This window comes from Bacillus sp. JJ1122, from assembly GCF_036964885.1.
Lineage (GTDB): Bacteria > Bacillota > Bacilli > Bacillales > Cytobacillaceae > Mesobacillus.
Genome location: NZ_JBALQL010000018.1, coordinates 1 through 14017 on the forward strand (window position 1 = coordinate 1; position 14017 = coordinate 14017).

The 14017-nt window shown below is 39.5% G+C and carries 17 protein-coding genes and 1 pseudogene; 10 read left to right on the forward strand and 8 right to left on the reverse strand.

Features of this window, described 5'->3' with window-relative positions:
* The coding region (locus V7201_RS10640) for an FtsK/SpoIIIE domain-containing protein (protein ID WP_335376711.1) at nucleotides 1-570 on the reverse strand (570 nt) is incomplete at its 3' end.
* A gap of 161 nt (nucleotides 571-731) precedes the next feature.
* The gene (locus tag V7201_RS10645) at nucleotides 732-1037 is read right to left on the reverse strand and encodes a hypothetical protein (RefSeq protein WP_335376712.1); all 306 of its coding nucleotides are present in this window, start codon (nucleotides 1035-1037) and stop codon (nucleotides 732-734) included.
* A 559-nt stretch (nucleotides 1038-1596) separates the two neighbouring features.
* On the opposite strand from V7201_RS10645, the gene V7201_RS10650 reads away from it, so the two are divergent.
* Nucleotides 1597-2016, forward strand: coding sequence for an endonuclease domain-containing protein (locus V7201_RS10650; RefSeq protein WP_335376713.1), 420 nt, complete (start codon nucleotides 1597-1599; stop codon nucleotides 2014-2016).
* Between the two features lie 181 nt (nucleotides 2017-2197).
* On the opposite strand, the gene V7201_RS10655 is transcribed toward V7201_RS10650, so the two are convergent.
* The 4 genes from V7201_RS10655 to V7201_RS10670 all read right to left on the reverse strand — a co-directional run bounded on the left by V7201_RS10655 (nucleotide 2198) and on the right by V7201_RS10670 (nucleotide 3895).
* Nucleotides 2198-2755: a MerR family transcriptional regulator gene (locus V7201_RS10655; RefSeq protein ID WP_335376714.1), complete on the reverse strand. Its 558-nt coding sequence runs from the start codon at nucleotides 2753-2755 to the stop codon at nucleotides 2198-2200.
* A gap of 247 nt (nucleotides 2756-3002) precedes the next feature.
* Nucleotides 3003-3194 (reverse strand): helix-turn-helix domain-containing protein, encoded by a 192-nt coding sequence (locus V7201_RS10660; RefSeq protein WP_335376715.1) that lies wholly within the window; start codon nucleotides 3192-3194, stop codon nucleotides 3003-3005.
* 258 nt (nucleotides 3195-3452) lie between these two features.
* Nucleotides 3453-3680, reverse strand: coding sequence for a hypothetical protein (locus V7201_RS10665; RefSeq protein ID WP_335376716.1), 228 nt, complete (start codon nucleotides 3678-3680; stop codon nucleotides 3453-3455).
* The gene (locus tag V7201_RS10670; protein ID WP_335376717.1) at nucleotides 3680-3895 is read right to left on the reverse strand and encodes a hypothetical protein; all 216 of its coding nucleotides are present in this window, start codon (nucleotides 3893-3895) and stop codon (nucleotides 3680-3682) included. The genes V7201_RS10665 and V7201_RS10670 overlap by 1 nt, the downstream gene beginning before the upstream one ends.
* A gap of 253 nt (nucleotides 3896-4148) precedes the next feature.
* On the opposite strand from V7201_RS10670, the gene V7201_RS10675 reads away from it, so the two are divergent.
* The 9 genes from V7201_RS10675 to V7201_RS10715 all read left to right on the forward strand — a co-directional run bounded on the left by V7201_RS10675 (nucleotide 4149) and on the right by V7201_RS10715 (nucleotide 12181).
* Nucleotides 4149-4484, forward strand: a complete 336-nt coding sequence (locus V7201_RS10675) for a hypothetical protein (protein ID WP_335376718.1) — start codon at nucleotides 4149-4151, stop codon at nucleotides 4482-4484.
* A 123-nt stretch (nucleotides 4485-4607) separates the two neighbouring features.
* Nucleotides 4608-5432 carry a hypothetical protein gene (locus V7201_RS10680; protein ID WP_335376719.1) on the forward strand — a complete coding sequence of 275 codons (825 nt, stop codon included), beginning with the start codon at nucleotides 4608-4610 and terminating at the stop codon, nucleotides 5430-5432.
* Between the two features lie 1445 nt (nucleotides 5433-6877).
* Complete coding sequence (locus V7201_RS10685; protein ID WP_335376720.1) at nucleotides 6878-7207, forward strand: hypothetical protein; 330 nt, start codon at nucleotides 6878-6880, stop codon at nucleotides 7205-7207.
* 36 nt (nucleotides 7208-7243) lie between these two features.
* Nucleotides 7244-7729: a hypothetical protein gene (locus tag V7201_RS10690; RefSeq protein ID WP_335376721.1), complete on the forward strand. Its 486-nt coding sequence runs from the start codon at nucleotides 7244-7246 to the stop codon at nucleotides 7727-7729.
* A 9-nt stretch (nucleotides 7730-7738) separates the two neighbouring features.
* Entirely contained in the window at nucleotides 7739-11044 is a 3306-nt protein-coding gene (locus tag V7201_RS10695; protein ID WP_335376722.1) for a hypothetical protein, read from the forward strand.
* 13 nt (nucleotides 11045-11057) lie between these two features.
* A complete protein-coding gene (locus tag V7201_RS10700) occupies nucleotides 11058-11240 on the forward strand; it encodes a hypothetical protein (RefSeq protein ID WP_335376723.1) in 183 nt (60 codons plus the stop codon).
* A gap of 12 nt (nucleotides 11241-11252) precedes the next feature.
* Entirely contained in the window at nucleotides 11253-11390 is a 138-nt protein-coding gene (locus tag V7201_RS10705) for a hypothetical protein (RefSeq protein ID WP_335376724.1), read from the forward strand.
* A complete protein-coding gene (locus V7201_RS10710; RefSeq protein WP_335376725.1) occupies nucleotides 11387-11944 on the forward strand; it encodes a hypothetical protein in 558 nt (185 codons plus the stop codon). Before V7201_RS10705 ends, V7201_RS10710 begins: the two co-directional genes overlap by 4 nt.
* 15 nt (nucleotides 11945-11959) lie before the next feature.
* The gene (locus V7201_RS10715) at nucleotides 11960-12181 is read left to right on the forward strand and encodes a hypothetical protein (RefSeq protein ID WP_335376726.1); all 222 of its coding nucleotides are present in this window, start codon (nucleotides 11960-11962) and stop codon (nucleotides 12179-12181) included.
* A gap of 589 nt (nucleotides 12182-12770) precedes the next feature.
* Here the strand turns inward: V7201_RS10715 and V7201_RS10720 are convergent.
* A complete protein-coding gene (locus tag V7201_RS10720; protein ID WP_335376727.1) occupies nucleotides 12771-13415 on the reverse strand; it encodes a replication-relaxation family protein in 645 nt (214 codons plus the stop codon).
* Nucleotides 13412-14017, reverse strand: a pseudogene (locus tag V7201_RS10725) (FtsK/SpoIIIE domain-containing protein); the annotation flags it as partial. The gene V7201_RS10720 and the pseudogene V7201_RS10725, both read right to left, overlap by 4 nt.

Here is a 14017-nt window from a genome sequence, read left to right on the forward strand (position 1 = left end):
CCTGAAAACGTGGAATTCAGAGCGTTTTAAGTCGCTTAGATACAGTTCCAGCCGGTCAGGTGGTAACGCTTGAATAAGGGTAGATAGAACGCTTCTAAGCTGTGTTGATTTCCCTGAACCAGTCTCTCCGGCAATCAGTAAGTGAGGGTTCTTCACCAGATCAAACACGATGATATTTCCGTTAAGGTCCAATCCTGCGACAATAGGTAACTTCATGCCTCTGAACTGTTCGGAATACATTTCGTAATCATACGTTAATTCACCAGGTAAAGAGGCAGCATAAACAGTTAGCTTGAATTCTTTGATTTCACCTTTTAATTCAATGTTCTTCCCGAACACCTGTTTAAAGCAAAATTCCTTCTTCTTCACTTCTTTAGGATCTAATCCAGTGGGAAGGGAGAACGAATAAATAACGGCTCTATTATCGTAATCGAAACGGACTGAACGAATTTTAGGGTAGACCATACCTTTATTCTGGCCATATGAGTAATGAATGCCTATGTCACCATCTTTGAACACTTTAAGGAGCATTGCTTTGGCTTTTTGCTTTGCTAACCAGTCTTTAATCATTCTGAACACCTCTAAGTCGGAAGTTTAAGTTTCACTCAAAAATGAGTAAAAGTCTTCGTTCGAGTTTGGTCTTTCTCCGATGCTTTTTCCTAAAGTTATGAAAAAGTCTTCCTTCGGTCTTTCTTCAATGCTTTTCGCCAAAAATGGGGAAAAGTCTTCGTTTACCATAACAAGAATGAGGAATGAGAAATAAGGTATATCAATGAACCTGCAGCAACAACTGGAAGGGCTAAACGGAGAAGGCTTGAAAGGGCAGAAGCAACGAATAAAAATCCATTATCAGCTAAGAACTTCTCACCAACGGCAACCAGGACCACACCGGCACCAATTAACATGAATGTGGGGTCAAATAATGCCATGGGATTGAAGTAAAGGGAATAGAGCTTTAAATCATGAGGTTTTTTTATCGTGTTACTAAATTCACCTGTCATAAACTTTTTGAAGTTGATCGTCTCTGTCTTTCCCATGATGAATCCCTTCTTTCCAGTATTGTTTTGAGGGGTTCGCAAGGCGTTCAAAAGGTAACTAAATATCATTCATTACTGCAAGCATATTGCCAGCATTATCCCTTTATTCCAGAGGGTCTTACCAGGGTATTAAGTCGGGAGTCAAAACCCCAAGAAAACCCAAGCGACTCTAAGAAAACCATGAATCAGCGTTGATTCAAGTTGGGTGATTCAACTTTCCATTTTACAAACCTGAATCAACGGGGCCGTTCTCTTGCCGTTCACCTTTGGTTTGTCCGTTGACTATTCAGAACATTTAATTGTCAAACTTTCAGAATAATTTCTTGGTTCCCCCGGGCCCCCTCCCTTTCCTCCCGGCTTCGCCTCATTCTAAACAGAATTTCGTTTCCTTCATTCTCATACGTTTCAGACCTAAATACTTTGGTAACACTACTTTGTTAGAAACCTTGGTAAGAAACTTGATAATTTTTTGTTAGCAACCTTGATATATACCTATGCAAATAGTTGCAAATAGTTACTACATATTACTACATATTACTACAAGGTAGGTGGACGAAGAGTGGTCCTGGAGTATGCCGTATTCATAACCCTGCTTGCTGCCGGAGTGGTCTTTTTTGTACTGGATCTAAAGAGGCCAAAGGAAAGGATTGTGCTGGATCAGGAGAAGGCTAAGTGTGATTCGCCTATAGAGAGAAGATTATATGACGCTTTAAGGTATCAAGGGGAATTTGTTAAGACTCAAGTAAGGTGTGGGAAGTATCGTATTGATATAGCCCTCCCAGCGTATCAAATAGCAATTGAATGTGATGGTAAGGCTTATCACTCTACCGAGCGTCAAAAAGCCCACGACAGGCAAAAGAACGCTTATTTAAAGGCTAATGGCTGGAAGGTATTACGATTCACTGGAAAGAGAATATATAAGGATTTAAACGGTGTGATCAGGAGGATAGAGCAGGAGAAGTTACAGGAGAGGGCATAAAAAAAGAAGCTGCTAAAAACAGCTTCTAAGCGGTGTCGGTGGCATCCGACTTTGATCGTACTTTAATTATAGAACATACGTTCCTTTAGGTCAACTATTTTTATTTCTGAAGCAAAAACTATACAGAAACCGTCTTTTAGCTGTCGTTTTGTTGTTCGTCTGTTGTCAAAGTTAAGGAATGTCAATCCTTTGAAAACAAGCGCAGGAGCCCTTTTCGGGGCTTTTTTTGTTGTTCACTTTGTTGTTCTCTTGCTGTCGTTTCCAGTAATAACTGTTTCGTTTCCTGGGATTGTTGAATCGATTCTTTAAGTAATGCTTCCTGCTGATCAAATCTGTTTTCTATGTACTTCTGTTGTTCGTCTAATCGTGTTAAAAGCTGACGGTTCATTTCTCTGAGCTGTTCAATTTCTGCTTTCAGTTCTTCCTCCGTCTCGTTCAGGAACAGGGATTCTCCGACTTGTTCTATCTCCGTCTCATTGGAGAACACTTCTTTTTCATACTTTGCTGCAACAATGACGGCAGCGTTATTAATGGACATATTCTTATCCTTAACCAGGTGTTTAAACTGTGTTAATACATAGGAATCCTTTTCAGTGAACATTCGTTTGTTTTGATCTGTCCGAATGAAGTTATAGTTCTGTTCTTCCAGTGCCAGGCACCATTTTCGTAATGTGCTGTCACCTATATCAAGACGAGCTACAATCTCCTTAGCTGAATAAGGGATGTCTGTTCTCTCCATTGTCTCCCTCCGTTCTTTTACTCCATAATACTACAATGTACCCCGGAATGAACAAGAGAAAGAAGTATGCAGCTGGTTAATACTTCTTTGTATACTTCCATTTGTGTATTGTCAGCCCGTGGAGTAGGGCGTATTTATTCCTTTACAAAGAAACTGTTTAACAACTTCTCTTTAATGATCCGATAAAGCAGCGCATGTGCTTTTTTCTCCATCTGTTTAAATAATGGTCCTTTTATAACTGTTACTTTCATTCAACGTTTCCTTTCTTATCCAACCATAAAAAGAACGATTCACGACTAACCCTTCTTAATCGTCCCATCTTGATCCCGGGAAAGTCTTTTGTGTTCATTACTTCATAAGCCTTTCTTCTTCCGATGTGTAAAATCTCCTGGATATCATCTACCTTGAGAACGATCGGATAATCTTCTCTGTCTCTCACTGGCTACACCTCCATGACATTTTATCGTCAAAAAGGTCACTGTTTACATAATAACCATTATAGGGAAGTGAATTAGAACGAGTGTGCTGTTCTCTGAAAGTCAATTCGGATAATCGGGCAAAATCGGCCGTTTTGATGATTTTAAAAGTCTGGGAAATAATCGTTTTTCAATAAAGGTCAAACTTCGTTTTTCTCCTGTTTTCTCCGTTTTTCAATTACATAAAAAATACCCCTTCTCATTGCCTGGAGAGGGGCATTTCATTCATTAAATAATTCGGTTATATCCTGATCACCGTTATAAACAACTCTTCTTATACCTACTGGATACGTCATATCTCTGCGAATCCTCCTTAACCATTCACCTGCGACTCTCGCAGCTTCTTTGTGTGGATCCTGCTTAAAAGGCGTAACCCTTACCGGAAAGGACCCACGCTGTGAAAAATTGGTGTCATTTGCTATCAGGTATAAATCAATGGTGATGTTCATTATTTCTTCTCTAATTTAAATTCATATCCCAACAGTTCAGCAACCTTTTGTAAATCCCGGAAGCGTAAAGCATTATTGTTCAATGAATAAGCCAGGGTACTTGCTGGAATATCCAACTTCTCTGAAAGGTCTTTAAATGTTTCGTATTGTGTGCCAACCATCATTAACTTAACGATATCTTTCACTGATAATTCATTCAGATTAAACTCTCTCATTAAATACACCTCATATCTAAGATTACTCGCTTAAGTATATCATACCACAATAAAATGGGTAGTTAAAGAAAAATTCGAATAATCCGTTGACTAATTGAATAAATGGATTTACAATAAGTAACAAGATAGGAATAAAGGAGTGGATATGGAAAAGACAAGCTTATAATTCGTTAAATTGTAAATTTCATACAAGGAGGAGGGTAGTTATTACTGTATCATTAGTAAAAAACCAAAATCCGAGAGGGGTAAAACCATGGAAAAGACAACAACCATATTGATCCCAAACACTGGAGTAAAACTCGAAGGCGATTTCGATGAAATATTAGAAGCGCAAGATATTATGAATGACCCTGTGGTCTTGGTTGTAGAATCAAGAACAAACAAATTACTTCATCATTTCGTTATAGAGGCAGAGGATATGAAGGATCTTACTTACATGTATGAACGCAAAATATTCTATACTTCCAGCATAAATGAAGGCAGCCATATGAGATGTTTAGGGGCTTTATTTCTGGGGGTTCCTGCAGGCTATTACAAAAGAAAAAGACGTTCAGCTGCAACTGAACGCCATGGTAAATCGAAGATGTAATTTTACTGTGATTTCGTTAAGTTAATTATAACAAAAGAGGGGCTCTACTGCAAATAGTTTCCCTCTTTTTCCCCTTATTTTATGCGGTTTTTAAGAAGAAAATACCAAAAGAAGGAGATAATTATGATATTGGATTTGTTAAGAGCGAACGGGAGCATTGTCGTAAACAAAAACCTCGTTCATGCTATTGGTATAGATGCTGCTATTTTGTATTCAGAGTTGATCAGTAAGCAAGAGTATTTCCAAGATAGGGACCAATTAACTGATGATGGCTATTTCTTCAATACGGTTGATAATATCAAACTGGATACAGGCCTGGGAGAAAAGCCACAAAGAGCGGCTATTAAGAAGCTTGAGTCATTAGGATTAATCAGGACAGACAAAAGAGGATTACCGGCTAAACGGTACTTCAAGGTGATCCCTGATGAGAAGAACATAACTCGGATTCTACTCGCTGGCAGGGAACAAAGATTAGCTCTTGAAAATGACTTAAAAGGGAAGAATGAGCAAAAAAAGGCTGTTTATTCCAGTAATATCAACAGTTCCTCCCAAACGGCGGAACTTGATAAGCCAAACGGGAGTATTAATAATACTAAGATTAATAATCCTAAAGAAAAGATTAAAAAGATATACATCATTTCTCAAAATGATGCATCTGTCTTTTCTTACTACTCTAAAAGATTTGAAGAGATTTTTGGTAAAGAACATCCAACCATGACAGAAGAAAAAATGAATGAGTTAGATTCTAATTACAGTAGTTTATCGAGTGATCTGGACATTGATGAAGATACCTGGATTGAATTAGTGGATTATCACTTTGAGAACTTGCCGAAAAGCAATAACGGAAATATATTAGCGTTCCTGGCTCCTAATGGAGGACACAGCTGCATTTATCGTTATATGGAGGAAATGTCTTACGAAGATACGGAAGAGGTTTACACTAATTAGATTCATACAGCCCGGTAGAGACGTTTTAAGAGGTTGGAAGACTTATACCTTACTACTGCTTTTAAAACGTCTTAAACAGCCTTGTATGCGGTCAAAAAACTTGTATTGAACATTCAGAGTTTAAGAGTTAAAATATATACTAACTTAATAGTTCGGAAAAGAAAAAAGCCATTTCCATCTGTTAAAGTGTCCCCACACCTTAACGGAAATGACTTCTCAGCCTGTTTCTCACCAACAGGTTAAATTCTATATGTCCATTTTATCGTGAAGTCTATTCTTTTGCAATAGTCATGTTTTGGCATATTCTGTTTAACCTTGTCTTTTTTTTAAAAACAGGTTGGATGGAATATGCCTTTTTGTTTTTTCGTCACATGGAATTGCCTGAAACCATGTAAAAAACTGATTGGGTGGCTTACACCCGTGCAGGGGATACTATACCTATATGGTGTCAAAGTAGTCATATCCTCAAAAGGTAAGCACCCCGGTACAGATTCCTATTCATTTGTGCCGGATATGGCGAGATCGGCCAAGAAAAACGGATCGGTGGTTACTGTTGGTCTTAAGGGACCAGGGAGCACACTCAGTTTGTCGCATAGGGGCAGTTTTATGATGGACAAACCATAGATAAAGGGTGTGCATGGTGAAAACCATTAAGTGAATAGGGGCTATACATACGGAACACTGACGAAGCAAGGCATGGATTAAAACATAGTCGCTTACCCCTCCTATTCTGTTAGATTGCTATTATCGTAATCTTGCAGCATAGGGGATAAGTCTGCCTTCCAGCCGTTTTCCTAACTTCGCTTCAGCATGAAAAAAACCCAAAAGCAAGTCAAGCGGTTATATGCTGATTTGGCAAATAAATTGCTGGATAGATCCTGGAGGATGCAGCTGCTTACGAGTCGTGGACGTATCGTCAACGTAACGTGGACAAAAAGAAAAATAAAAAGAAAAAGAAAAACAAAATAAGAGGCGCGCGATTCTTCACCAGGTGGAATTTACCAGAAAAAAAATTAGTAAAATACGGTGTTTTCCCCCAAAAGTGAAAAAATGTATGTTATAATAAAAAGTTTAAAATTTTTATTGACCGAACATAGGTTTTCATTTATACTTATAGATATAGAGAGATAGAGATAAATTAATTCAAGAATTCAAGGAATTGCAATTAGGCATACTCCAGTTATCCGTACAGGGAGAAAGAAAGACCCATTATTGTACGGGAGGAAAAAGATCATGACATTTAAAACTGTTAAGTGTAAATGCGGGAAGGTTCTATCGGAAGGAACTCCTGGATCTACAGTTAGAGGCTACTGCAAACGCTGTAAGGTCTACACAACAGAAACAATTAAATAGCGATGATCCTAAGAGGTCCATGATTACACTGTTTTTACGGTGTTTTTGTGGGCCTCTTTTCTTTTCCTCCTTAAAAAAAGGAGCTAATAGCAATGAAGAAAGAACTACCGGAAACGTATAAACAAATTCTATCCCTTATCGGGGAAGGCAAAGACAACGCAAGGACAGTTACTTATATTTCAAAAGTTCTTGGACTTTCTTCTGTGTTGGTAAGAGAAGTTGTTTCTGACATGGTTGTGAAGCATGGAATCGGCATTGGTACTTCTAACACGAGGGGATCAAGCGGTTATTACCTGATTTCAAATGATGCAGAAAAACAAGAAACAGCGAGAAACCTACGCAGCAGAGCAATGAAGATATTACAGAGAGCAAGTGTTATATCGTCTTTGCCTCCTGGAGGACAAAAGAAAATAGATTTTTAACTAAAGAATTTCCGATGAAAATGGAGGGGTTACCCAATGATATTGGAGGAAAACTTTGGGCTTTATGAATTGAGACGATACGCTGAATCATCTATGCACAAAGATTTATTGGTAGCTGAGCGTAATGAGGTTATTGAATCTTTGTATGATGATATCTCTCCAACCATCACAGGTTATGACTATGAAGAGGGAAAGATTTACTCAATCACTACAAACCCAGAAACAATGGCCTTAAAAATAATCGACACTAAGGAGACATACCAAAAGATGATCGATAAAGAAGAAAAGCGAGCGCTATTGTTTGAAGCTGGATTGGAGATTTTGACGGAACGTGAACAAGATGTCATAAGGGTACATTATTTCCAACATAAAAATAACTTGGGGTTATCACCTGAATACTTCAGAGAAGTTTTAACTGCAGCACAAGAAAAGCTATGTAGTTTCTTGGGGAAGTCGAGAATGGATCAGATTCGGACGTATGAGGATGAATTCAAAAAAGCCAGGCTACGAATTAAATGTTAGTGGGGTGAAATGATGGCAGGTTTTGACCAAAAGAAATACAAAGCAATATTTGAACAACAATTCGGTAAGGGTTCTTATGATGCAGGTCTTGCAAAGGCTCGAGAGCTTGGAACTAAGAGGGCACAAGTCGAAATTGCCAAGAAGCTTTACACTAAGCGTAAATCAGAGGAAGAAAAAGCAGAAAAAGAGCGTTTGAAACGCATTGAAAAGGCTGAGAAGAAGGAACAAGACAAAACACCTGTATATGGTGACATTCCAGCCAAAGAAGCCCGTGAAATGCAGAAGAAAGCACAGGCACAAGGGCGTGGAGGTTATCAACCTACCTATGACAATAGGGTGAAGGAAGCGAAAGCAACCAGGAAAGCGCAGGAACAGAAGAAAAAAGATCTTTATCCTGATTTCAGCAAAATGACTCCTTATGCTCGTGACCAGTATTTAAACAAAAAGGAAAAACAAGTGGAACCACCAAGCGGATTTGGCAGCAAGGTGAAAGACTGGTTTACAAGTAAGGACACTGACGGAGACGGCAATCGTGATGGTGTGATGGGTTTACTTGAGAAAATCGATAGACCAGGTGATGCGATCCGGAGTGGTTTAAGGGAAGTAAAAGAAGGCGGCAACTTCTTTAAAGGGGTTAAGGAAGGCTGGAAGGATGATCAATATACTACTTCTGGAACGGATTTAAACAGAACCTTTGGTTTTGACCCTGATAAAGATAAGAAAGATGCACTGATCTCCAATATCTTAGGTAGAACAGTCATTAATAAACTGCCTTTAGGTGAATTCATTTCTCCATTTGTTAACAACAACCTTAAAAACAAAGTAGGTAAAGAAACAGCTGGATTCGTCACAGAAGCAGCATTGGACCCCTTAAACCTTATTGGTACTGGTCTTGTCGGTAGAGCAGGAAAGGCAGCAAAGACAGTCGCTAATGCAGCAGAAGAGGCTATGCCAGTTGTTAACCGTTTAAGCAATGTCAGACCTTCTAATGCAGTATTTGAACAGATGAGTCGAATCCCTGACAGAGCAAACCGACTTCCTTTAGCTCAACAGCCAATTGTAAGAGCGGATGAAGCGATGGAAGGGCCTTTAGCGAGACAGTTAAGAGCGCAATTAACTGCGGATAGCAAACGTTTAAAAAGCGTTGAATCATCGTTCAAGAGCCTGAAAATGCCTAAAAACGCGGAGCAATTGGGCGGTAATGTGTTTGATGTCAACGCAGCAACATTAAGGGATATCGATGGATTTAGGGGTTATACCTCCGATGTTTACCGAAATACAAGGGATGTTTTCGGACCTCATTTTCCGAAAGTAAAGAAATCCCTTCTTGATCCGTTCGACGCTGCGAAGAAAGAAAACGTGGAACTTCAAGAAAACTGGCTTAACAAGCTTGAGACCGATATCGTTAAAGGTTTAGGCATTAAAAAGGGCAGTAAGCTTTCAAGATTGGTTCAGGACTACGGTGAAAAAACCATTGATATTGCCCAATTAAAAGCGCAAGCTCCTGCAGACTGGAAAAAGGTCGTAGATGCGGATAAGTGGTTCAGAAAAGCCTATGATGAGCTGATTGATAACATTAACGCTGCCAGGATGAAGGTTTATCCTAACAACACTGAAAGACTGGTCCCGAAAAGAACCGACTACTACAGGCATTTCAGGGAACTTAACGGCCTTGAAGGAATCAGGAACATTTTTGATTCACCTGCAGGGATAGATCCTCAATTGGTCGGAACATCAGATTTTACGAACCCAAGCAGTAAATGGTCCAGTTTGATGCAAAGACGAGGATTAGGACCTTATAAGAGTGATGCGGTAGGAGGATTCCTAAACTACCTGCCAGCTGCTTCATATGCGATTAAGATAGATCCTCATATTCCTAAGTTTAAAGAGTTATCTAAAAACCTGAAAGATGCGACAGGGGCAACGAAGAACCTAAACCATTACATCGAGTTTTTAGAGGATTTCTCTAAGGACTTAGCTGGAAAGACCAACTTCTTAGACCGTCCTATCCAAAAGATTTTAGGGCGTAAAACCTTCCAGGGGCTTCAATGGATGAACAACCGAGTCAAAAAGAACGCGGTTTTAGGTAACGTAGGCTCGATGCTTGCACAGGTGGCGAACGTGCCGAACGGTGTTGCATTTGCTAAGCAGCATTCAGTACCTGGAGCAATGAAAACCATTAAATCGCTTGTAACAAAGAATGATGAAATGGCGCAATCAGGATTCCTAAAAGAACGATTCAGCCATAACATGTATCAGAAATTCGAAACGAGATTGATTGATCAGCCTGAGAAGTTTGCAGGATGGGCGATGACATTAGCGGATAGAGTGGGAACGAGCTTTGTCTGGAATTCTGCTTATACAAAGGGTGTTGCTGAAGGTGTAACAGATCCAATTAAATACGCGGATGATGCGACAAGGCGATTGGTTGCCGGCCGTGGTATCGGGGAAGTACCTTTGCTGCAGAAATCAAAGATGTTCCAGTTTATTGCTCCTTTCCAGTTAGAAGTAGCAAACCTTTGGAAAGTACAGAAGGATTTCATTAAGGAAAAAGACTTTAGCGCCATTATAACGCTTTATGCGGGCTCCTGGTTGCTCAATAAGGGCATGGAAGAAGTAAGAGGCAGCAGAGTAACTTTTGACCCAATCGATGCCATTGCAGATGCTTTCACGGATGAGGATTTATCCGGATGGGAAAAAGGCGGTCGTTTACTTGGTGAAGTGCTTTCGAACGTTCCATTAGGGCAAACGGCTGCTAACTTCTATCCAGAGTACGGAACGAAGAACCTACCGACAAGAGAGGACTTCTTTGGAGACAGAGATCCTAATCGATTCGGGAGCGGGTTATTGGTTGCTAAAGGAGTGCAGGACCCTATCTTTAAATTAGCCCTTCCTTTTGGTGGAGCACAGCTGCAAAAGACAGTCAAAGGAATTGACGCGCTGCAATCTGAAGGGGCTTATAACAAGGACAATACCAAGCTTAAATATCCGGTGGAAAATGACCCGGTGAACGCAGTTAAAGGCGCGGTATTCGGTCTTGGTGGTTTAAGGGAAACAAGCGACTTTTACGAGAATGAAAGAATGCCATTAGGCACGAAACAGACTCAAAGATATGAAGAATTCAAGAATGCAGGTCTTGAAAAAGATTATTACAGACAGGTAATGGTAGATCGAGAGCTTGCAAAGATTGAGAAAGAGGCGAAAGCAATCGTTAATGATCCAATTTATTCGGATGAGGAAAAGCGCAGCATTCTTTCCAGGTTGGAAGCGAGAAGAAATGAACTTCTTTCAAGATCTACAATGAATCTAAAATAACGGAGGGATACCCATGGCAAATAATGATTCAAATGATTATCTAAAATGGCTGGATTCCGAAATCAGCAAGGAAGCCCAAGGGATTCAAAATGATGCAAGGTTCAATGATGAAGAAAAGGCAATCAGACTGGATACTTTAAACAACGTGAAGCACCAATTAGCATTCGAAAACGGCTTTGACAATAGCGATTATTAGGAGTGCATGAAGGTGAAATTCTCTGTAAAAGACCGGAAAGGCACTGTAAGAAAGCGTGAATTAGCTGAGAAATTCAAGGATAGGGAGGAGCTCTCAAAGGCTCCTTCCCCTAAAAAACCTAAAATTAAAAACTGGAGGAAATACCAATGAAAATGGAGCTAAAAAGCTTCCCTAAATACATGAAGCATATTGAAAAGATGGAAAGCAAAAAGGATAAGCTGCGGGAACAAATTGAAAAGAATGAGCATGTCATCGCTGGAATGAAAGAATCATATTCGATCCTGTTTGCTGAAGACCAGGACACTTCCGTTATTGCTAAGAAATTAGCCAAGGTTGAGGACGAAACGAACGGCTTAAAGCGAGAATATGAGATTATCTCAAAATCAGATTTTAGCCCCACTAAATTAGCTCATGAAATCAGGGACGAATACGATTCGTTGATGAAAGAGGTAGAAGCCGAACGTGATGCGCTTTGGATGGAAGGGGACCGGATTAAACAGGAAGCGCGCGACAAGGTAGAACAGCTTAACCAGCGCCGGGAGGAATTGGCGAACCAGTTCAATATAGAAGTTGCTAAGCATCAGTTTAGTGAAGTCATTAATGGTTTGGATATTAGTGAGGACGCAAAACAATCATTGCGTTACCAGGTTGAAAACGGGCCAATTAGAGCTTGGGTCAGAATACCAGAATTAAAAATACAATAATCAGGAGTGATTGGAATGGTAAAGTTAGTAACGTTTGTTAAAAATAATAACCAAAGAGAATTAGATGTAAGTGCTAAATCTCAAGTAGAAAAAATAATGGCGGATGGTTGGAAGCCGGTTCCAGAGTGTATCATGAAAAATGGCGAACAGGTTGTAATTGCTAAAAATGAAGTACAGCAATCGGCATTTGAAAGTATGGGATTCGTCAAAGTTGGAGAACAAGATCCGTTGGTTTAACCCATTCAAAGGATTTTTGCATATAATAGTCGAAATCCTTTATTAAAAAGCGAATAGGAGCTGGTAGTTGTGTGGGAATGGTTATGGCAGGGTGAACACTTATCATGGACGATATTAGGGATAGCAGGTGTTTGGTTCGCGTTTACCGAATTACCTAAATTAATTTGGTCAATTAAGAACACCAGTAATTATGGTGACGATGATCCATCAGGAAATGATAATGCAGCACCAAGGAAACCATACGACTATCTATAGGCTCATATAAGCCCTTCTAAGCGGTTTTAAATGCTTGGAGGGGCTTTGTATTGCCCGAGGTTAATCAAGGCTAACAAATGCTAACAATTGATAAGGAATGCTAAGGTAAACGGTTAAGGTAAACTGGTAAACTACCTGACAAAACCTCACATCTGATTCGGGGTAAATCGGACAAATGTTACACCCTAAAAAGAATTGCAGATTTCGCAGACCCTAAAAATGAACATGGCGTATAATAACTGTTATATGTCATGTTTAAATGGAAATTTTTGGAACAAAAAAGAAGCATTTAACCACTATAGGTTTAATCGATAGTGGTCTCGTGCCCCTTAAATTAGCCTTTAATCTTTAATGATCCCGATACTTGGATTTCCTTTACAGGTTCAAAAAGAGATAGCAACTGTTCGATGTTTTGCACCTGGATAAAACGTACATAAGGACTGTCGATTTTGTAGCGGGTATCTGTCAGCATGATAACGGGAGGGAAGACCTTCTTGTTAACAGGTTGCCAAGGCTCTTGTTGCCATTCATTTGAGAAGTAATAAGCCTCATACCTCTTTACCTTCTCATTCATAACTTTTTCGGAATAGATATTCCTCTGGATCTCCACAAAGAACGGACCACGTTTCCAGATCATAAAGCCATCCGGTTCCATATATCCTTTCCCATACTTTGGCTCTACCGTAAATACCTTTGGTTCTTCATGCTGCCTAACTTGCTTATAAAAGTCTACGATTCTTAAAAAGTGAGGAATCTTTGTTGAATCCTTCTTGATTGGTGAAGGAGAGGGAAAATAAACATACGGCTGATGATTCGTATTCACTTCGATATAATTGTCTCTCCTTAGCCTCTTTAACACCGTATTAGCACAGGTAACAGGGTTCTTTAAATCGTTGAAGTGTAGGGCTATAAGGTCATCTCGTGTCATGCATCTAAAGCGCTGTAGGTTGTTAAGAATTGTTAAGTCTCGTTTCCTCATTGATCTAACACCTCGAATATATTTAAATCAGATTCTTTTAAATCTATAACGTTATCAGAAGCGTTTGAAGGGGCTTTAAATCGGTTTTTAGGCTTCGGGCACTTATACCCCTCTAAAATGTTTTTACATGCTTCCAACGTCAAGTATGGCGCTTGAATTTCCTTCAAATCCTTTTCCTTTGAAATTTTTAACAGCATTCTTCCTTCTTTTGTTAATTTCTCGCTGCCTGGAGTTCCGATTATGCGAGCGTTAATTAAATCAGCGCAACGGAAACCCATTCGGACGGTTAAATTGTTTTTAAGAGCTCCATCCATGATATTACGATCAGGGCGAAGAACGGAGAGGATAAGAAAAACCCCTAAAGCCCTTCCGATAGAACTTATTTGCTCAATTAAATCCCATATTTTCTTTTCTTTCTTCAGTAATGCAAATTCATCAATACAGAGAATAATGTAAGGTGGCGGGTTCGGTATATCGTCAATATGCGCAACTTCATGATGATCAAGTAAGTCCCCTCTTTCCTTCATTTCCTTCTGTAAATACTCAAGCATAGGAAGCATTTCACGAACGGAGTTAAATAACCCTTGAACGTGTTCTATTTG